The sequence below is a fragment of the Leclercia sp. M-A074-M genome (assembly GCF_965195605.1).
Taxonomy (GTDB): domain Bacteria; phylum Pseudomonadota; class Gammaproteobacteria; order Enterobacterales; family Enterobacteriaceae; genus Enterobacter.
On the sequence record NZ_CBDAHM010000002.1, the window covers coordinates 556652 to 576007 of the forward strand.

The window sequence follows — 19356 nt, forward strand, 5'->3', positions numbered from 1 at the left end:
GCGGAAATTCGTGAGCCGTTTGTTGTTTCAAAATTGTTAACAATTTTGTAAACTGCGGGCGGATAGAACGTCCCGGTGGATGAAGGGCGACAAAGTACCTGGACCGCCGGAAATCAATAAGAGGTCATGATGAGTACTGAAATCAAAACTCAGGTCGTGGTACTTGGGGCAGGCCCGGCAGGTTATTCTGCTGCCTTCCGTTGCGCTGATTTAGGTCTGGAAACCGTCATCGTAGAACGCTACAACACCCTGGGTGGTGTTTGTCTGAACGTCGGCTGTATCCCTTCTAAAGCGCTGCTGCACGTAGCGAAAGTTATCGAAGAAGCCAAAGCGCTGGCTGAACACGGTATCGTCTTCGGCGAGCCGAAAACCGATATCGATAAAATTCGTACCTGGAAAGAGAAAGTCATCAATCAGCTGACCGGCGGTCTGGCTGGTATGGCTAAAGGCCGTAAAGTAAAAGTAGTTAACGGTCTGGGTAAATTCACCGGGGCCAACACCCTGGAAGTGGAAGGCGAAAACGGCAAAACCGTAATCAACTTCGACAACGCGATCATCGCGGCGGGCTCCCGTCCGATCGAACTGCCATTCATTCCACATGAAGATCCGCGCGTATGGGACTCCACCGATGCGCTGGAGCTGAAAGAAGTACCAAAACGCCTGCTGGTTATGGGCGGTGGTATTATCGGTCTGGAAATGGGTACCGTTTACCATGCGCTGGGTTCAGACATTGACGTGGTTGAGATGTTCGACCAGGTTATCCCGGCTGCTGACAAAGACATCGTTAAAGTCTTCACCAAACGCATCAGCAAGAAATTCAATCTGATGCTGGAAACCAAAGTGACTGCCGTTGAAGCGAAAGAAGACGGTATTTACGTTTCCATGGAAGGCAAAAAAGCCCCTGCTGAAGCGCAGCGTTACGACGCCGTGCTGGTGGCGATCGGTCGTGTGCCGAACGGTAAAAACCTCAATGCAGGTGCAGCGGGCGTGGAAGTGGACGACCGTGGTTTCATCCGCGTTGACAAACAGCTGCGCACTAACGTGCCGCACATCTTTGCTATCGGCGATATCGTCGGTCAGCCAATGCTGGCGCACAAAGGTGTTCACGAAGGCCACGTTGCCGCAGAAGTTATCGCCGGGATGAAGCACTACTTCGACCCGAAAGTGATCCCATCTATCGCCTACACCGAGCCAGAAGTGGCATGGGTCGGTCTGACCGAGAAAGAAGCGAAAGAGAAAGGCATCAGCTACGAAACTGCCACCTTCCCGTGGGCTGCTTCTGGCCGTGCTATCGCTTCCGACTGCGCAGACGGTATGACCAAACTGATCTTCGACAAAGAGACTCACCGTGTGATCGGTGGTGCGATTGTCGGCACCAACGGCGGCGAGCTGCTGGGCGAGATCGGTCTGGCGATCGAAATGGGTTGCGACGCTGAAGACATCGCGCTGACCATCCACGCTCACCCGACTCTGCACGAGTCTGTTGGCCTGGCGGCAGAAGTGTTTGAAGGCAGCATCACCGACCTGCCAAACGCGAAAGCGAAGAAGAAGTAAGCTTACGCTGACCAGCCAGAAGGCGCTCTCTGCTTTCTGGCTCTTAATCAGGCGGCCTGTGGCCGCTTTTTTTGTGCCTGCCAACCTGCCGGTGTGTTAACAATTTTGACAATTGATTATCTAAACAACACCTTGTTTCACAAGAAATAATTCCCAGTAACTTGTCATTCCCTGACACTGGTAACGTAGTAAACTAGTAGCAAGGTAATTAAATTGAGGGAATGTAATGAAACGCTTTTTAAAGCCTGCTCTGTTAATGACTGTTCTGGTATCCGGTATGGCCTGCGCCAGCGATCCGGTGATTCCGTGGGCCGCTAACAGCGGGGTAACCGAAAGTACGCACATTGCTGCGATGGGGCAGGATCTGAATGCGCGGCACCAACAGATCACCCATACTCAGGAAGGCGTCTGGGCAGCGAACTCTGGCAGTATTCATGATGATGAGGCGGCCTTAACCAGCACGAAATCGGCTTTTAAAGGCTATCCTGAGCTGATGCCGCATCAGGGATAATGCTGATTCCCGGATGCGGAGCAAACACCTTATCCGGGCTTGTTTATAATCGCCCGGGTAAGGCGAAGCCGCATCCGGGCCCATTCCTTAGCGGGCCACCGGCTGCCAGCCTGGCGCCGTCGTAAAGGCGCTCATCGCCTGCGCCTGTTGCTGTGAATCCGCGCCGAGATTGCGCTGATACACCTTGTCATCTTGATCGATGATAAAGCTCATTATCCCTGTCTGACCGTAGCTTACGGGCCAGGCGACCATCGCAAATCCCTCCTGAGCGGGTAAGATGCGGAAATGATAGCCGTGGTAGCCTTCGCCCGGTTGCGGCGGGTTGAATGCCGGACCCAGCGGGCTTGGCGCTTCGCCTGGGACTGTGGGCCAGTAAAGACCCTCTTTTTTCCCCGGAGTGCTGACGATGCTTTGTGCATACCGATGATTCAGCGCGTAGTAACTCTGCTGGGCATCAACATACGCATGCAGCGCTTCCATGGCCGCCAGTTCATTTCGACCGATTTCCCGGGTCTGAATTTCCTCTGCGCCAGCCTTCATATCAAAGCGCCAGCCTTCGGCGGTTTTAACCAACGGGACAGGTAGCTGCCAGCCGCTGCTGCCAACGGCCAGATGGGCAACCTCTCCGTCGAGGACTATCTCATGCTTAACCTGCCAGTCGCGCAGAAAACGATCCACCGCGTCAGGATCGACCCCTTCCGGCGGTAGCGCATCGTGCCAGTTATCACCCAGCAGATCCTGCATGGCGCGTTGATCTTGCTCGCTAATGGCTTTGGTCAGCGCGCTGGCAGCCCCGTCGGGCGTAGGAAAATGCGCCTGGGCGACGGCAAATGATGAAACCATCAGCAATAAGACGCCCGCGATCGGTTTACTTTTCATGACGGCTTCCTTAACGATGGCGTAATTCACGGTGTTCAACATGGCGTTCGAACCGCTGCTCTCGCAGTTCCGCACGCTGCTCGCCGTTAAGCGAAGCGCGTTGGCGGCTTTCCAGCCCGCGTTGCTGCTGGGCCCGCCAGTTAGCTGAGCGGCTGTCGTTACCGCTCAGCGCATTGGCGCGTAGTGGTCGGGAGTCATGCTCCACAGGGCGCGCAGCCTGTTTGTACTCAGTATGCGGCTGGCTAAGGCGATGCTGCATCCGGGGCGGTGGGCTGTCGTAACCACGGAAATTGTTCCGCTGTGAGATCTGTTTAAGCTGCTGGCTGGAGGTCGGATGCTGTCCATGCAGGGTTGCAGGTTGCCTGAGCTGGGTCAGTGATTTGCCCGTCGACTGCTGCACCTGCGCCATCGCCGCCTGACGCTGGCTGTCGCGGTTGACCGACTGATGCTCTGTCGCGCTCAGCCCCTGGGAAACATGGGTCTGGTGAAAGTGGCTGGCGAGCTGGCTATTGGTGTAGGGAACGCCGTTGCGATAAGCCGGGTTATGCTGCCAGGCCATGTGGTTATCTGTGCGGTGCTCTCCGGTTATCTTGTTGTAATTGTTAACGTTGATATTGATATTATCGCCATTATGCGAATAACCATCATGATGATGGTCGTCGTGATGATCGTCATCGTGATGATGGTGGTCATCGTCGTGATGATCCCAGTCGATACTGCTAAAGAGCGCGTAGGTGGTGGCGACACCCAGGCTATAGCCAAACCCTTTCACAAAGCTGCTGGTAAATTGCTGACCGGGAGAAGGGGGCAGATATACCGGCGGATAGCTGGCGTTGGGCCAGGTTCCATACACCACAGATGGGTTATAGGATGGCACATAGACCACCTGCGGGTCGGCAGGCTCTATTTTGATCACCGTCTGGCTGGGCGTGGAGGCTGTTTTCACCGTAGCGGTTGAGGTGGGTACTGTCGCTACCGTCACTTTTTGCTGCGGCGTCGATGTTAACGCCCCGGTTTGCTGCGCCAGCGCGCGCAGGCGTTGCACGGCGTCCATCACATCTTTTGGCTGCGCCAGGAAAGCGTCTCCCAGATTTTGTACCCATTCGGGGTTGCCGCCCAGCAACGACATAAGCTGCGGGAAGGCGACCAGGGATTTCACGCTGGCGTCCCAGGGCTGACCGGAGACGGCCTGAATGGCGGCATCACCCTCCATTTTGGGATTATCCTGCGACCACTGCGCCGCCTGGATAACGCTGGAAGGGTAGGTCGAGGCCATCAGAATCTGTGACAGGAGGGGGTCGGGATAGAGCGCGATGGGCGCAACCCTCTGGTCAATTTGTGCGGCGCTATAGACTGGGGCGGCAACGGGCGCTGGTGGAGTGGCAGCCGTTGTAGCTGGCGCAGCTTCGCTTACGGTTTCTGGCGCGCGGCTTTTAACATACATCACCCCGGAGGCGGCAAATAGCCCGACGCTACAGAGAAGGGCGAGCAACGTTGGGGAAAAGGGCAGCTTCATAAAGACTCCGAAGAGAAGAGTTATGCCGGGAGTATAATCTTCCCGTCCCTCGCTTTTTGACTTTACGGGTGGAACCGTGGGCCTTCATCGGGCAAAGAGTGTGACTATTTATTACACAGCAGCGTGCCGCTACACCATGCTTAACGATTCAGCAAACAATTTAATGTTGCTTTTTTGTAAACGGATTAACACTGTCTGAAAATCCTGCTATGCTGCCCGACGCGGTATCGGGCATATACCCTACAAACTGCTGTCTCACAGGAGCGTGAAGAGAACGCCCGCCGCATATGACAATGAGAGCGAGGAGAACCGTCGTGCTAGAAGAATACCGTAAGCACGTAGCAGAACGTGCCGCCGAGGGGATTGTACCCAAACCGTTAGATGCAACCCAAATGGCCGCGCTCGTCGAGCTGCTGAAGAATCCGCCAAAAGGCGAAGAAGAATTCCTGTTAGATCTGTTGATCAACCGCGTACCGCCAGGCGTAGATGAAGCTGCCTACGTAAAAGCCGGTTTCCTTGCTGCGATTGCCAAAGGCGACGCAACCTCCCCACTGGTTACCCCTGAAAAAGCGATTGAACTGCTCGGCACCATGCAGGGTGGTTATAACATTCATCCGCTGATCGATGCCCTGGACAGCGACACGCTGGCGCCTGGCGCCGCCAAAGCCCTGTCCCATACGCTGCTCATGTTCGATAACTTCTACGACGTAGAAGAGAAAGCCAAAGCGGGCAACAGCTACGCGAAGCAGGTGATGCAGTCCTGGGCGGATGCCGAGTGGTTCCTGAGCCGCCCTGCGCTGGCGGAAAAAATGACCGTTACCGTCTTCAAGGTGACGGGCGAAACTAACACCGATGACCTCTCTCCGGCGCCGGATGCGTGGTCACGCCCGGATATCCCACTGCACGCCCTGGCGATGCTGAAAAACGCCCGCGAAGGCATTGAGCCGGATCAGCCAGGCGCTGTCGGCCCGATCAAACAGATCGAAGCTCTGCAGAAAAAAGGCTTCCCGCTGGCGTATGTGGGTGACGTAGTCGGTACCGGCTCTTCCCGTAAATCCGCGACCAACTCCGTGCTGTGGTTCATGGGTGATGATATCCCACACGTGCCGAACAAACGTGGCGGTGGCCTGTGCCTCGGCGGCAAAATTGCGCCAATCTTCTTCAACACCATGGAAGATGCGGGGGCACTGCCAATTGAAGTGGATGTCTCTAACCTGAACATGGGCGACGTGATTGACGTTTACCCGTTCAAAGGCGAAGTGCGTAACCACGAAACCAACGAGCTGCTGGCGAGCTTTGAACTGAAAACCGACGTGCTGATTGACGAAGTGCGTGCCGGTGGCCGTATCCCGCTGATCATCGGTCGTGGCCTGACTACCAAAGCGCGTGAAGCGCTGGGTCTGCCGCACTCAGACGTATTCCGTCAGGCAAAAGACGTGGCGGAAAGCAACCGTGGTTACTCTCTGGCGCAGAAAATGGTTGGCCGTGCATGCGGCGTAGCCGGTATCCGTCCGGGTGCGTACTGCGAGCCGAAGATGACCTCCGTGGGCTCTCAGGATACCACCGGTCCGATGACCCGTGACGAACTGAAAGACCTGGCGTGCCTGGGCTTCTCCTCAGACCTGGTGATGCAGTCCTTCTGCCACACCGCGGCCTATCCGAAGCCGGTTGACGTCACCACGCACCACACGCTGCCAGACTTCATCATGAACCGCGGCGGTGTCTCCCTGCGTCCGGGCGACGGCGTGATCCACTCCTGGCTGAACCGCATGCTGCTGCCGGATACCGTCGGTACCGGTGGTGACTCCCACACCCGCTTCCCGATTGGCATCTCCTTCCCGGCGGGCTCCGGCCTGGTGGCCTTTGCTGCCGCGACCGGCGTCATGCCGCTGGACATGCCGGAATCGGTGCTGGTGCGTTTCAAAGGTAAAATGCAGCCGGGCATCACCCTGCGCGACCTGGTGCATGCGATCCCGCTGTACGCCATCAAACAGGGCCTGCTGACCGTTGAGAAGAAAGGTAAAAAGAACATCTTCTCTGGCCGTATCCTGGAGATCGAAGGTCTGCCGGAGCTGAAAGTGGAGCAGGCGTTCGAGCTGACCGATGCCTCCGCCGAGCGTTCCGCTGCGGGCTGTACCATCAAGCTCAACAAAGAGCCGATTATCGAGTACCTGACCTCCAACATCGTGCTGCTGAAGTGGATGATTGCTGAAGGCTACGGCGACCGCCGTACCCTGGAGCGTCGTATTCAGGGCATGGAGAAATGGCTGGCAGATCCACAGCTGCTGGAAGCCGACGCCGATGCAGAATATGCCGCGGTGATCGAGATCGACCTGGCTGACATCAAAGAGCCAATCCTCTGTGCGCCGAACGATCCGGATGACGCGCGTCTGCTCTCTGACGTTCAGGGCGACAAGATCGACGAAGTGTTCATCGGCTCCTGCATGACCAACATCGGTCACTTCCGCGCTGCCGGTAAACTGCTGGATACCCACAAAGGCCAGCTGCCAACCCGTCTGTGGGTGGCGCCGCCAACCCGTATGGATGCGGCTCAGCTGACGGAAGAGGGCTACTACAGCGTGTTTGGTAAGAGCGGGGCGCGTATCGAAATCCCTGGCTGTTCCCTCTGTATGGGTAACCAGGCGCGCGTGGCTGACGGTGCGACGGTGGTTTCCACCTCTACCCGTAACTTCCCGAACCGTTTAGGTACCGGTGCAAACGTCTACCTGGCCTCTGCGGAGCTGGCGGCGGTTGCTGCGCTGATTGGTAAACTGCCAACGCCGGAAGAGTACCAGACCTTCGTGTCGCAGGTAGATAAGACCGCGGTGGATACCTATCGCTATCTGAACTTCGACCAGCTCTCTCAGTACACCGAGAAAGCGGACGGGGTGATCTTCCAGACGGCGGTGTAATCAACGCCTCATTGCCCGGTGGCTCGACGCTTACCGGGCCTGTCAAACCCATCGCACACGCGGTGGGTTTTTTATTTTCATTCCTTCCACCCGTTCGGCTTTTTTTCTTCCCCGCTGCTGCGATAATTACTGCAAGAGCTTTGCAGAGGAAAATACTATGGATTACGAATTTCTGCGTGATATCACCGGTGTGGTGAAAGTGCGGATGTCGATGGGCCACGAGGTGGTCGGTCACTGGTTCAACGAGGAAGTAAAAGAGAACCTGGGCCTGCTCGATGAAGTGGAACAGGCTGCGCGCACGGTCAAAGGCAGTGAACGATCCTGGCAACGCGCCGGGCATGAATACACGCTGTGGATGGATGGCGAAGAGGTCATGGTTCGTGCCAATCAGCTGGAGTTTTCCGGCGACGAGATGGAAGAGGGGATGAGCTACTACGATGAAGAGAGTCTGTCGCTGTGTGGCGTAGAGGATTTCTTGCAGGTGGTGGCGGCCTACCGCGAGTTCGTGAAGCAGAAATAGTATCAGGAGCATCCCTGCTCCTGACGCATCTTATACGGTCGCGATATTGCGGCCGTAGTAAATTTCGCGCATCTCTTTCCACAGCAGGTCAGTAATGACCTTGCGCTCATCTTCGCTTAAATCTTCCGGCCGGGTATGGAACATGTAGTGCTTCAGGTCGAACTCCTTAAGCAGCATCTTGGTATGGAAGATATTCTCCTGATAAACATTCACATCCATCATGTCATACAGCGCTTTCATGTCTTCAGACATGAAGTTCTGAATGGAGTTAATTTCATGGTCGATAAAGTGCTTCATACCATTGATATCGCGGGTAAAACCGCGCACACGGTAGTCAATGGTCACGATATCGGACTCAAGCTGATGAATTAAGTAATTGAGCGCGTTAAGCGGGGAGATCACGCCGCAGGTCGACACTTCAATATCGGCGCGGAAAGTACACAGCCCACCTTCCGGATGGCTCTCCGGGTAGGTATGTACGCAGATATGGCTTTTATCGAGATGGGCAACCACCGCTTCCGGCAGCGGACCGGGATGCTCCGTATGGTCGATAAGGGTGGGATCGACGGGCTCCTCGCTGACCAGAATGGTGACGCTGGCACCCTGGGGTTCATAATCCTGACGCGCAATGTTCAGGATATTGGCGCCAATGATAGAGCAGGTTTCTGACAGGATCTCAGTCAGTCGGTTGGCGTTATAGAGTTCATCGATATAGGCGATATAACCATCGCGCTCTTCCGCCGTTTTTACATAGCAGATATCGTAAATACAAAAACTCAGGCTTTTGGTCAGGTTGTTAAAGCCATGCAGTTTCAGCTTTTTCAATTCGTTCACCCCCTCAGAGCATCGTGCAAATATTGCGGTAAGGCAAAGGCTGCGGTATGGACGGCCGGATTGTAATAGCGGCAGGTCAGATTCGCCTGCTGGAAGCGCGCCTGAATGATGCCGGTGGAGAGATGGCGCAGGGCATCGTTGTCCGTGGCCCAGGCAAAGGTCATGACACCGCCGTAATAGGTCGGGATTGCCGCCTGGTAGAAGCTGACGTCGGTAAAGTAGTGGCTCAGCTTGCGGTGGCTGTCGATGGCCTCGTCCTGCTGCAGGAAGCAGACGCCGTTCTGGGCAACGAAGATACCGCCAGGGTTCAGGCAGCGTTTGCAGCCTTCATAGAAGGCCGAGGTAAAGAGACTCTCACCGGGACCAATCGGATCGGTGCAATCGGAGATGATCACATCGAAGGTCTGCGTCGTCTGGTTAACAAAATTGACGCCGTCGTCGATCACAAGCGTAAAGCGCGGATCGTCGTAGCTGCCAGCATTATGGTTCGGCAGGTACTGGCGGCAGAAAGAGACGACGCCCGCGTCAATCTCGACCATGGTGATGCTTTCAATGGATTTATGGCGGGAGACTTCGCGTAGCATAGCGCCGTCGCCGCCGCCGATGATCAGCACATGTTTCGCATTGCCGTGTGCCAGCAGCGGGACGTGGGTCATCATTTCATGATAAATGAACTCGTCACGCTCGGTGGTTTGCACTACGCCATCCAGCGCCATCACCCGGCCAAAGGCCGCGTTTTCGAAAATGATCAGATCCTGATGATCGGTTTTCTCATGATAGAGCACGTTATCAATGGCAAAGTACTGTCCAAAATGGTCATGCAGCGTTTCATGCCACATATTTTTTTCGGCCATGGGATGATACCTCCTTTGTTAACACCCGCATAAAACGGGGGCAACATCATAGCTAACTATGACCGTGGTTGCACGGTCATAAATTCAGCAAAGGGGCATCGGATGAGGATTTACTTAACGTAGGCAAGAAGACTCAGCGAGTCGCGAGCCAGGGCTTTACATTTTTTTGCCGTGGGAATGCCGATGCCGCTGAGATCGCGGTAGCTGTCTTCACCGAGGGTTTTCATGTCAAAACTGTCGTAGTTGCTCAGATCCCACTGGTTCTGTTGAGCAAAAAAGACCAGGGCGCGGCGAATCTGACCGTTGGGTAAATTCTGGTAGCCGCAGTCGTTTTTCAGGAACACGAACACCGCCGTTAAATCCGCCATATCTTCGGCTTCATTTTCACTCAGCGCATAGCTGTTTGCGCAACTAATCATCAGGGTGCTGAACAGAATTGTTCGGAAAAACGTCTTCATTGCTTCTACCAATACGTCACGGAAATTCAACGTTAGCACACTTCCCGCCGGTGCGACGATCTTTATTATTGCGGCTTTTCTTGACCTTCCGGCAAGGGGAGGGTTTATGCTCAGAACATTGACTGCTGCGAATAAGGAGATGAACATGCAACGCCGTGATTTTTTAAAATATTCTGCCGCACTGGGCGTCGCCAGTGCGCTGCCCCTCTGGAGCCGCGCGGCCTTTGCCGCCGAGCGGCCTGTTTTGCCGATCCCGAATTTACTCGCTCCCGATGCACGCAATCAGGTGAATCTGGTGGTGCAGGCGGGGAAAACCGCCTTTGGTGCGCATCACGCTACCACCTGGGGTTACAACGGCAACCTGCTGGGCCCGGCCATTCAGCTACGCAAGGGAAAAGCGCTGACCGTTAACATTCATAATACCCTGAACGAAGAGACCACCGTCCACTGGCACGGTCTGGAGGTGCCGGGTGAGGTAGACGGCGGACCGCACGGTATCATTAAGCCCGGCGGCCAGCGGACGGTGACCTTTACTCCGGAGCAGCGAGCGGCGACCTGCTGGTTTCATCCCCATCAGCACGGTAAAACCGGCCATCAGGTGGCGATGGGGTTAGCCGGGCTGGTACTGATTGAGGATGACGAAAGCCGTCTGCTGCGCCTGCCAAAGCAGTGGGGCATTGACGATGTACCGGTGATCGTGCAGGACAAGAAATTTACCGCCGACGGGCAAATTGACTATCAGCTGGATGTGATGAGCGCCGCGGTGGGCTGGTTTGGCGACACGCTGCTGACCAACGGGGCGATCTACCCGCAGCACAATGCGCCGAAAGGGTGGCTGCGCCTGCGTCTGCTCAACGGCTGTAATGCCCGCTCGCTCAATTTCGCCGCCAGCGATAAGCGTCCACTCTATGTCGTCGCCAGCGACGGCGGGCTGCTGGCTGAGCCGGTAAAAGTGACCGAACTGCCGATGCTGATGGGGGAGCGTTTCGAGGTGCTGGTGGACATCAGCGACGGCAAGCCCTTTGACCTGATAACCCTGCCGGTAAGCCAGATGGGGATGGCGGTGGCGCCGTTCGATAAACCGCAGCCGGTACTGCGCATTCAGCCGCTGCTGGTGACCGCCTCGGGCGCACTGCCGGACACCCTGACCACGCTGCCCGCACTGCCGTCGCTGGAGGGGCTGACCCAGCGCAAGCTCCAGCTCTCCATGGACCCGATGCTCGACATGATGGGCATGCAGGCGTTGATGAAGAAGTATGGCGACCAGGCGATGGCGGGGATGCATCACGGCCAGATGAAGGGTCATATGAATCATGGCCAGATGGGGGGAATGGATCACAGCATGCATGGGTTCGATTTCCACAACGGCAACCGGATCAATGGCAAAGCCTTCGATATGCACACGCCGCAGTTTGCCGCCGCTAAAGGGCAGTATGAACGTTGGACGATCTCCGGGGAAGGGGACATGATGCTGCATCCGTTCCATATTCACGGCACCCAGTTCCGCATCCTGACGGAAAACGGCAAAGCGCCAGCGGTGCATCGCGCAGGCTGGAAGGATACGGTGCGCGTTGAAGGCGGAGTGAGCGAGGTGTTAGTGAAGTTCGATCATGACGCGCCGAAGGAGTATGCCTATATGGCGCACTGCCATCTGTTAGAGCATGAAGATACCGGGATGATGCTGGGGTTCACGGTATAAAAAAAGCCCGGTGGCGCTACGCTTACCGGGCCTACGTGAGCTCGAACTGTAGGCCGGGTAAGGCGAAGCCGCCACCCGGCTTTTTAGTCACTTATTTTTCATCAGGCAACGCATAGGCAACAATATAGTCGCCCATCTTCGTCCCAAACGAACCATGACCCCCCGCAGAGATGACAACATACTGCTTGCCATTCACTTCATAGGTCATCGGTGTAGCCTGTCCACCCGCAGGCAGACGGCCCTGCCACAGTTTCTCACCGTTGGTCATGTTGTACGCGCGCAGGTAGTTATCTGCGGTTGCCGCGATGAACAGCACGTTACCAGCGGTGGAGATTGGACCACCCAGCATCGGCATACCCATATTGAACGGCACCGGGATCGGCATCGGGAACGGCATGCTGTCCTGTGGCGTACCAATACGTTTTTTCCAGACGACCTGGTTAGTTTTCAGATCCAGCGCAGAGATATAACCCCAGGCAGGCTGTTTACACGGCAGGCCAAACGGAGAGAGGAACGGGTTCAGCGTCACGCCATACGGCACGCCGTACTGCGGCTGAATACCGGATTCCGTACCGGTGCCCTGGGCATCTTTCGGCTGTTCCATCGGGTTGCCCGGGCCGCGTGGGATCAGTTTAGAGACAAACGGCAGCGCCATCGGGTTGGCAATCGCCACCTGACGGTTCGGGTCAACGGAGATACCGCCCCATTCGAACATCCCCAGGTTACCCGGGAACACCAGCGTGCCCTGCTCGGATGGTGGAGTGAAGATGCCTTCATAGCGCAACTGGTGGAACATCACGCGGCATACCAGCTGGTCGAACATGGTGGCGCCCCACATGTCCGCGCCGCTGAGATCTTTCTTCGGACGGAAGCTCAGATCGGAGAACGGCTGGGTTTTGGTGACATAGTCGCCTTTCGCCGCGCCCTGCGGAACCGGTTTTTCCGGTGCCGGCACGACCAGCTCGCCGTTACGACGGTCCAGCACGAAGATGTTGCCTGTTTTCGCCGGGGCGTAGATCACCGGTACGGTTTTACCGTTGACGGTAATGTCTGCCAGCGTCGGCTGGGACGGCATGTCCATATCCCACAGATCGTGGTGAACGGTCTGGTAGCTCCACGCCAGTTTACCGGTGGTCGCATTCAGCGCCAGAACAGAGCTGGCATAACGCTCCTGCTCTGGCGTGCGGTTGCCACCCCAGATATCCGGCGTGGTCACACCCATCGGCAGGTAGACCAGGTCCAGCTTCGCGTCATAGGCGGCTGGCGCCCAGGAGTTTGGCGAGTTGAAGGTAAAGGTGTGTTCATCCGACGGGATAGCGTTTGGATCTTTCGCACCCGGATCGAAGGCCCACAGCAGTTTACCGGTGTTAACGTCAAAACCGCGGATCACGCCGGAGGTTTCGCGAACGGAGAAGTTATCCGTTACCGAACCGGCAATCACGATAGTTTTATCAGTGATGATTGGCGGTGAAGTAGGTTCATACAGACCCGGGGTCTGATCCGGCATGTTGGTCTGCAGATTCAGAACACCTTTGTTGGCAAAGGTTTCGCACAGCTTGCCGGTTTCGGCGTTAATGGCAAACAGACGACCGTCGTTCACCGGCAGCATAATGCGGCGCGGGCAGTCGGCGATCACCTCCGGGCTGGCGTTATCGGCACGCGCTTCGTGGTAAGAGACGCCACGGCAGGTCACGTGCTGGAACTGGTTGTTGGTTTTCAGCTGCGGATCGAAGTGCCATTTCTCTTTACCGGTGGCCGCATCAAGCGCGAACAGACGCTGGTGCGCAGTACAGAGGTAAAGCATGTTGCCCACTTTAATTGGGGTCACTTCGTTGGTCAGTTCACCCGGATCGTTCGGCATCTTAAGATCGCCGGTACGGAATACCCAGGCTTCTTTCAGGTTTTTCACGTTGTCCGCGTTGATCTGCTTCAGCGGGGAGTAACGCTGACCTTCCTGGTTACGGCCATAGGCAGGCCAGTCACCATCTGCCACGTCGGAGATCGCCGCCGCAGGCGTAGATTCCGCATTCAGGGTGCCTTTCACCTCCTGCGGATCGTTAAAGCCAGCCCAGGTCAGGATGCCACCGCTAATCAGCAGCGCCACGACCAGGGCGGCAACCGCACCGCTGGAGCGCACAAGCAGACGACGCCAGACGAAAGGCAGGATCAGCCAGATACCGAAGAAGACCAGAATGTCGCTACGCGGGGTCAGGGCCCAGAAGTCGAAGCCGACCTCCCATACGCCCCAGATCATCGTAGCCAGCAGCAGGGCCGCGTAGAGCCACAGTGCCGATTGTTTACTGCGCCAGAGAAGCAGGGTGACGCCGAGCATAACCACACCTGCTACCGGGTAGTACCAGGAGCCGCCAATGGCTACCAGCCAGACCCCGCCGATTAACAGATACAGTCCGCAAAATGCAGCGAACAGGGCTGTTAGCCTCACGAGCAAACGTGAATGTTGATTTTTTGTTTCCGCCATAAAAGACACTCGATAAGTTTGTTAATTATTTAGTAGCAATTAATTATAGGACTTAACAAGTGTGATCGGAATCACAAATATGGCTTTTGTGAACTCATGCGCCAGGAGGATCCATTTGCTGGTATACTTCAGGGCTTATGAAGCGATGCCGGACGCGAATCCATAGGCATTGAGAAATTCGTTATAAAATCATACGGTTAGTAAAATGAAACATACTGTTGAAGTGATGATCCCTGAAGCGGAGATCAAAACGCGTATCGCCGAACTTGGTCGTCAGATCACCGAACATTATAAAGACAGCGGCAGTGAGATGGTGCTGGTGGGTCTGTTACGCGGTTCCTTCATGTTTATGGCCGATCTCTGCCGCGAAGTGCAGGTCTCCCATGAAGTCGATTTTATGACCGCCTCCAGCTATGGCAGCGGCATGTCGACCACCCGTGATGTTAAAATTCTCAAAGATCTGGATGAAGACATTCGTGGCAAAGATGTTCTGATTGTGGAAGACATCATCGATTCCGGGAACACCCTGTCAAAAGTACGCGAAATTCTCAGCCTGCGCGGCCCAAAATCGCTGGCGATTTGTACCCTGCTGGATAAACCGACCCGCCGTGAAGTGGACGTTCCCGTGGAGTTTGTCGGTTTCTCGATCCCGGACGAATTTGTGGTGGGCTACGGGATTGACTACGCGCAGCGCTATCGCCATCTGCCGTATGTCGGCAAAGTGGTGCTGCTGGACGAGTAAGGCGGATATTACCCGTTGGCGCTACGCTTAACGGGCCTGCGGACTAAAAACGGCAACTTGCGTTGCCGTTTTGCGTTTACTTGTGGTTAACGTGCTTCTGGGTCAGGTTAGAGACACCCTGACGGTAGCGCTGCTCCAGCGTCTCTCGGTTGGTTGCGGTCACTTCCAGATCGCGCAGCAGGCCATCGTGAATGCCATACGCCCAGCCGTGGATCGTCACCTTCTGCCCACGTTTCCACGCCGACTGCATAATGGTGGAGTGGCCGAGGTTGTAGACCTGTTCCATCACGTTCAGCTCGCACAGGGTGTCCAGGCGGCGCTCCTGCGGCATTTGACCCAACAGTGAGCTATGTTTGAACCAGATATCACGAATGTGCAGTAGCCAGTTGTCGATAAGGCCCAGTTCCGGGTTTTCGACCGCCGCCTGCACGCCGCCGCAGCCGTAGTGACCACAAATGATGATGTGTTCGACTTCCAGAACATCTACCGCATACTGCACCACGGAGAGACAGTTCAGGTCGGTGTGGATCACCAGGTTCGCAACGTTGCGGTGAACAAAGAGTTCGCCAGGTTCAAGGCCGGTAAGACGTTCAGCCGGAACGCGGCTGTCGGAGCATCCAATCCAGAGAAAGCGTGGTTTCTGAGACTGAGACAGTTTCTCAAAAAATCCGGAATCTTCTTCCAGCAGCATCTTTGACCATAGTGCGTTATTGCTGATGAGTGTATCTATGTCATTCATGGAGGCTAACGGCCTGTAACCGAGTGATTGCGTTGCGCTACTATAGGGTAACCCGACTTTTAATGAAACCACACAACGTGTGTCAGAACTATAGGTAAGTTTATTTCATGGCGATTGCACTTGAGCTTGAGCAACTTAAAAAAACCTATCCGGGCGGCGTCCAGGCGCTGCGCGGGATAGATCTCAAAGTAGAAGCCGGTGATTTTTATGCGCTTCTGGGGCCTAACGGGGCAGGTAAATCCACCACCATCGGTATCATCAGCTCGCTGGTGAACAAATCCTCCGGCCGGGTGAGCGTGTTTGGCTATGACCTGGAGAAAGATGTGGTCAACGCCAAACGCCAGCTGGGGCTGGTGCCGCAGGAGTTTAACTTCAATCCGTTTGAGACCGTACAGCAGATTGTGGTGAACCAGGCGGGTTACTACGGCGTCGAGCGCAAAGAGGCGGTCGCGCGCAGCGAAAAGTATCTTAAGCAGCTCGATCTGTGGGAGAAACGCAACGAACGTGCGCGGATGTTGTCCGGCGGCATGAAGCGTCGTCTGATGATTGCCCGCGCCCTGATGCACGAGCCAAAGCTGCTGATCCTCGATGAGCCCACCGCCGGGGTGGATATCGAGCTTCGCCGCTCAATGTGGAGCTTTTTGAAGGATTTAAACGACAAAGGCACCACCATTATCCTCACCACCCACTATCTGGAAGAGGCTGAGATGCTCTGTCGCAATATCGGCATCATTCAGCACGGCGAGCTGGTGGAAAACACCTCAATGAAAGATCTGCTCTCCAAGCTGAAGTCAGAGACGTTCATTCTCGACCTGGCGGCAAAAAGTCCGCTGCCGAAGCTGGTCGGCTATCAGTATCGTCTGGTGGATACCTCCACGCTTGAAGTGGAAGTGCTGCGCGAGCAGGGGATCAACAGCGTCTTCAGCCAGCTGAGCGAGCAGGGGATTCAGGTATTAAGTATGCGTAACAAAGCAAACCGACTGGAAGAGCTGTTCGTCTCGCTGGTCCATGAGAAACAAGGAGATCGCGCATGATGCAGCTTTACTGGGTGGCGCTGAAAAGTATCTGGGCCAAAGAGATCAACCGTTTCATGCGTATCTGGATCCAGACCCTGGTTCCGCCGGTGATCACCATGACCCTCTACTTTATTATCTTCGGCAACCTGATTGGCTCGCGCATCGGCGAGATGCACGGCTTTACCTATATGCAGTTTATTGTGCCGGGCCTGATCATGATGGCGGTCATCACCAACGCCTACGCCAACGTGGCGTCGTCGTTCTTCAGCGCCAAGTTCCAGCGCAACATTGAAGAGCTGCTGGTGGCGCCGGTGCCTACCCACGTCATCATCGCCGGTTACGTCGGGGGCGGGGTCGCGCGCGGCCTGTGCGTCGGCATTCTGGTCACCGCCGTTTCGCTGTTCTTTGTGCCATTCCAGGTGCACTCCTGGCTGTTTGTCGGCCTGACGCTGCTGCTGACGGCGATACTGTTCTCTCTGGCGGGGCTGCTGAACGCGGTATTCGCTAAAACCTTTGACGATATCAGCCTGATCCCGACCTTCGTTCTGACGCCGCTCACCTACCTCGGTGGGGTCTTCTACTCCCTGACGCTGCTGCCGCCGTTCTGGCAGGGGCTGTCACACCTGAACCCTATCGTCTATATGATCAGCGGCTTCCGCTTTGGTTTCCTCGGCATTTCCGATGTGCCGCTGGTGACGACCGTTGGCGTGCTGGTGATCTTTATCGTTGCCTTCTATCTGCTGTGCTGGAATCTGATCCAGCGCGGACGTGGGCTGCGTAGCTAACCATCAGGCCCGGCGGCGTTACGTTGCCGGGCCGCTTTATTGACCACCGTCACCCCCATACCTTATCTCTCCCGCTACACTACCCCTTTCTGATGAGAGGCGACGATGCTGGGTTGGGTAATAACGTGCCATGAAGAACACGCGCAGCTGATGGCGGATCGGCTTGCCGCTCGCTTTGGGCCGCTGGAGCAATGCCAGGTGGTCAATTTCTGGCGCGGCTTAAGCTGCAATATGCTCAGCCGTATGTTGTGTGATGCCCAGCATCAAGCCGACAGCGGTGACGGGGTGATCTTTCTGACCGACATCTCCGGCGCTGCGCCGTATCGCGCAGCCGCCCTGCTCAGCCATAAGCATGAGAATTGCGAAGTGATCTCCGGGATAAGCTATCCGCTGCTGGAGATGATGTACCCCCTGCGTGAAACGACCGACAGCGTCAGCTTTCGTAACACCATCGTGGCCCACGGCGCGCCGGACGTCAGCAGCCTGTGGCACCAGCAGCAGAAAAACCCGCCCTTCGTTCTGCTGCATGGACCGGAGAAATATTAAACATTGGTATTACCGGTGCTTTTGCTACAATGTCGTCCGATTTTCGTACTGAATAATTCTCTATGTTCTCGCGTATTTTTCTTCTGCTTCTTCTGCTGGTTTCCGGCGGCGCTTCTGCCAGTCTGCTAAGCCCGCAAGGGGCTCCGGCCCGTTATATGCAAACCACCGAAGATGCCACCATCTGGGCGCAGGTAGGTAACCGCGTCGTGACCGTCGGCAATGTGCGCGCCGGGCAGATCATCGCCGTTTCTCCCACCCCGGCGGATTACTATGAGTTCCGGTTTGGCTTTGGCACCGGTTTTATCGACAAAGGGCATCTGGGCGAAGTGCAGGGCAAACAGCGGGTGGAGGATAGCCTGGGCGATCTGAACAAGCCTCTCAGCAACCAGAATTTAATTACGTGGAAGGATACGCCGATCTACAACGCGCCCAGCGCCGGTAGCGCCCCGTTCGGTACGCTGGCAGATAATCTGCGCTATCCGATCCTCAATAAACTCAAGGATCGCCTGAATCAGACGTGGTATCAGATCCGCATCGCTAACCGTCTGGCCTGGGTCAGCAGCATGGATGCGCAGGAAGATAATGGCCTGCCGGTGCTCACTTATCACCATATCCTGCGCGATGAAGAGAACACCCGTTTCCGCCATACCTCAACCACCACCAGCGTACGTGCCTTCAATAACCAGATGACCTGGCTGCGCGACCAGGGCTATACCACGCTGACCCTGTATCAGCTCGAAGGTTATGTGCGTAACAAAATGAACCTGCCCGCCAGGGCAGTGGTGATCACCTTTGACGACGGCCTGAAATCGGTCAGCCGCTACGCCTGGCCAATCCTCAGGCAGTACGGCTTTCACGCCACGGCCTTTATTATCTCGTCGCGCATCAAAGCGCATCCGCAGAAGTGGGATCCAAAGACGCTGCAGTTTATGAGCATTTCCGAGCTGCGGGAGATCCAGGATGTTTTTGACGTGCAGTCGCACACCCATTTCCTGCACCGGGTGGACAATAACCGCCATCCGATCCTGCTCAGCCGCAGTTACCACAACATCGTGATGGATTTCAAACACTCCCGCCGCGCGCTGGCGCAGTTTAACCCGCACGTGCTCTATCTTTCGTACCCCTTTGGCGGTTACAACGATAATGCGGTAAAAGCGGCGAATGACGCCGGTTTTCATCTGGCGGTGACGACGGTAAAAGGCAAGGTAAAGCCGGGAGATAATCCGTTCTTGTTAAAGCGTTTGTACGTTCTCAGAACGGATTCTTTAGAGACCATGTCGCGGCTGATCAGCAATCAGCCGCAGGGGTAGCA

At 55.9% G+C, this 19356-nt stretch carries 17 protein-coding genes; 10 read left to right on the forward strand and 7 right to left on the reverse strand.

Annotated features, from left to right (window positions below; all coding sequences use genetic code 11):
- Positions 1–129 precede the first annotated feature (129 nt).
- Positions 130–1554: a dihydrolipoyl dehydrogenase gene (gene lpdA, locus ACOKCT_RS06285; RefSeq protein ID WP_103178294.1), complete on the forward strand. Its 1425-nt coding sequence runs from the start codon at positions 130–132 to the stop codon at positions 1552–1554.
- Positions 1555–1780: 226 nt separating this feature from the next.
- Entirely contained in the window at positions 1781–2065 is a 285-nt protein-coding gene (locus ACOKCT_RS06290) for a hypothetical protein (RefSeq protein ID WP_103178295.1), read from the forward strand.
- 87 nt (positions 2066–2152) lie between these two features.
- On the opposite strand, the gene ACOKCT_RS06295 is transcribed toward ACOKCT_RS06290, so the two are convergent.
- Positions 2153–2944, reverse strand: a complete 792-nt coding sequence (locus ACOKCT_RS06295) for a DUF2950 family protein (RefSeq protein ID WP_103178296.1) — start codon at positions 2942–2944, stop codon at positions 2153–2155.
- A gap of 10 nt (positions 2945–2954) precedes the next feature.
- Positions 2955–4460, reverse strand: coding sequence for a DUF3300 domain-containing protein (locus ACOKCT_RS06300; protein WP_420193284.1), 1506 nt, complete (start codon positions 4458–4460; stop codon positions 2955–2957).
- Between the two features lie 314 nt (positions 4461–4774).
- On the opposite strand from ACOKCT_RS06300, the gene acnB reads away from it, so the two are divergent.
- Positions 4775–7372 (forward strand): bifunctional aconitate hydratase 2/2-methylisocitrate dehydratase, encoded by a 2598-nt coding sequence (acnB, locus tag ACOKCT_RS06305; protein ID WP_156653918.1) that lies wholly within the window; start codon positions 4775–4777, stop codon positions 7370–7372.
- 157 nt (positions 7373–7529) lie between these two features.
- A complete protein-coding gene (yacL, locus tag ACOKCT_RS06310; RefSeq protein ID WP_103178299.1) occupies positions 7530–7892 on the forward strand; it encodes a protein YacL in 363 nt (120 codons plus the stop codon).
- Between the two features lie 30 nt (positions 7893–7922).
- On the opposite strand, the gene speD is transcribed toward yacL, so the two are convergent.
- The 3 genes from speD to ACOKCT_RS06325 all read right to left on the reverse strand — a co-directional run bounded on the left by speD (position 7923) and on the right by ACOKCT_RS06325 (position 10038).
- Entirely contained in the window at positions 7923–8717 is a 795-nt protein-coding gene (gene speD / locus ACOKCT_RS06315) for an adenosylmethionine decarboxylase (protein ID WP_103181029.1), read from the reverse strand.
- Between the two features lie 5 nt (positions 8718–8722).
- Positions 8723–9580 carry a polyamine aminopropyltransferase gene (speE, locus tag ACOKCT_RS06320; protein WP_103178300.1) on the reverse strand — a complete coding sequence of 286 codons (858 nt, stop codon included), beginning with the start codon at positions 9578–9580 and terminating at the stop codon, positions 8723–8725.
- A 110-nt stretch (positions 9581–9690) separates the two neighbouring features.
- Complete coding sequence (locus ACOKCT_RS06325) at positions 9691–10038, reverse strand: YacC family pilotin-like protein (protein ID WP_103178301.1); 348 nt, start codon at positions 10036–10038, stop codon at positions 9691–9693.
- A 145-nt stretch (positions 10039–10183) separates the two neighbouring features.
- On the opposite strand from ACOKCT_RS06325, the gene cueO reads away from it, so the two are divergent.
- The gene (gene cueO, locus ACOKCT_RS06330; RefSeq protein WP_420193285.1) at positions 10184–11737 is read left to right on the forward strand and encodes a multicopper oxidase CueO; all 1554 of its coding nucleotides are present in this window, start codon (positions 10184–10186) and stop codon (positions 11735–11737) included.
- A gap of 91 nt (positions 11738–11828) precedes the next feature.
- Here the strand turns inward: cueO and ACOKCT_RS06335 are convergent, their stop codons facing one another.
- Complete coding sequence (locus ACOKCT_RS06335; RefSeq protein ID WP_103178303.1) at positions 11829–14216, reverse strand: glucose/quinate/shikimate family membrane-bound PQQ-dependent dehydrogenase; 2388 nt, start codon at positions 14214–14216, stop codon at positions 11829–11831.
- A 205-nt stretch (positions 14217–14421) separates the two neighbouring features.
- Here ACOKCT_RS06335 and hpt point away from each other — a divergent pair, with 205 nt between their 5' ends.
- Positions 14422–14958, forward strand: a complete 537-nt coding sequence (hpt, locus tag ACOKCT_RS06340) for a hypoxanthine phosphoribosyltransferase (protein ID WP_103178304.1) — start codon at positions 14422–14424, stop codon at positions 14956–14958.
- A 76-nt stretch (positions 14959–15034) separates the two neighbouring features.
- Here hpt and can read toward each other — a convergent pair whose 3' ends face one another.
- Positions 15035–15697 carry a carbonate dehydratase gene (gene can, locus ACOKCT_RS06345; RefSeq protein ID WP_103178305.1) on the reverse strand — a complete coding sequence of 221 codons (663 nt, stop codon included), beginning with the start codon at positions 15695–15697 and terminating at the stop codon, positions 15035–15037.
- 107 nt (positions 15698–15804) lie between these two features.
- Here can and ACOKCT_RS06350 point away from each other — a divergent pair, with 107 nt between their 5' ends.
- The 4 genes from ACOKCT_RS06350 to ACOKCT_RS06365 all read left to right on the forward strand — a co-directional run bounded on the left by ACOKCT_RS06350 (position 15805) and on the right by ACOKCT_RS06365 (position 19354).
- Entirely contained in the window at positions 15805–16731 is a 927-nt protein-coding gene (locus ACOKCT_RS06350) for an ABC transporter ATP-binding protein (RefSeq protein WP_103178306.1), read from the forward strand.
- Positions 16728–17498, forward strand: coding sequence for an ABC transporter permease (locus ACOKCT_RS06355; protein ID WP_103178307.1), 771 nt, complete (start codon positions 16728–16730; stop codon positions 17496–17498). The genes ACOKCT_RS06350 and ACOKCT_RS06355 overlap by 4 nt, the downstream gene beginning before the upstream one ends.
- A gap of 105 nt (positions 17499–17603) precedes the next feature.
- Positions 17604–18044, forward strand: a complete 441-nt coding sequence (locus ACOKCT_RS06360; RefSeq protein ID WP_103178308.1) for a PTS sugar transporter subunit IIA — start codon at positions 17604–17606, stop codon at positions 18042–18044.
- Positions 18045–18106: 62 nt separating this feature from the next.
- Positions 18107–19354: a polysaccharide deacetylase family protein gene (locus tag ACOKCT_RS06365; protein WP_420193286.1), complete on the forward strand. Its 1248-nt coding sequence runs from the start codon at positions 18107–18109 to the stop codon at positions 19352–19354.
- Positions 19355–19356: the final 2 nt, after the last annotated feature.

Bases quoted from the DNA above. Each gene is read 5' to 3' on its own strand.
- ACOKCT_RS06355 (WP_103178307.1), top strand. From the start codon at position 16,728: ATGATGCAGCTTTACTGGGTGGCGCTGAAAAGTATCTGGGCCAAAGAG.
- speE (WP_103178300.1), bottom strand. From the start codon at position 9,580: ATGGCCGAAAAAAATATGTGGCATGAAACGCTGCATGACCATTTTGGA.
- ACOKCT_RS06365 (WP_420193286.1), top strand. From the start codon at position 18,107: ATGTTCTCGCGTATTTTTCTTCTGCTTCTTCTGCTGGTTTCCGGCGGC.
- ACOKCT_RS06295 (WP_103178296.1), bottom strand. From the start codon at position 2,944: ATGAAAAGTAAACCGATCGCGGGCGTCTTATTGCTGATGGTTTCATCA.
- ACOKCT_RS06325 (WP_103178301.1), bottom strand. From the start codon at position 10,038: ATGAAGACGTTTTTCCGAACAATTCTGTTCAGCACCCTGATGATTAGT.
- ACOKCT_RS06350 (WP_103178306.1), top strand. From the start codon at position 15,805: ATGGCGATTGCACTTGAGCTTGAGCAACTTAAAAAAACCTATCCGGGC.
- can (WP_103178305.1), bottom strand. From the start codon at position 15,697: ATGAATGACATAGATACACTCATCAGCAATAACGCACTATGGTCAAAG.
- cueO (WP_420193285.1), top strand. From the start codon at position 10,184: ATGCAACGCCGTGATTTTTTAAAATATTCTGCCGCACTGGGCGTCGCC.
- ACOKCT_RS06300 (WP_420193284.1), bottom strand. From the start codon at position 4,460: ATGAAGCTGCCCTTTTCCCCAACGTTGCTCGCCCTTCTCTGTAGCGTC.
- yacL (WP_103178299.1), top strand. From the start codon at position 7,530: ATGGATTACGAATTTCTGCGTGATATCACCGGTGTGGTGAAAGTGCGG.
- ACOKCT_RS06290 (WP_103178295.1), top strand. From the start codon at position 1,781: ATGAAACGCTTTTTAAAGCCTGCTCTGTTAATGACTGTTCTGGTATCC.
- lpdA (WP_103178294.1), top strand. From the start codon at position 130: ATGAGTACTGAAATCAAAACTCAGGTCGTGGTACTTGGGGCAGGCCCG.
- ACOKCT_RS06360 (WP_103178308.1), top strand. From the start codon at position 17,604: ATGCTGGGTTGGGTAATAACGTGCCATGAAGAACACGCGCAGCTGATG.
- ACOKCT_RS06335 (WP_103178303.1), bottom strand. From the start codon at position 14,216: ATGGCGGAAACAAAAAATCAACATTCACGTTTGCTCGTGAGGCTAACA.
- hpt (WP_103178304.1), top strand. From the start codon at position 14,422: ATGAAACATACTGTTGAAGTGATGATCCCTGAAGCGGAGATCAAAACG.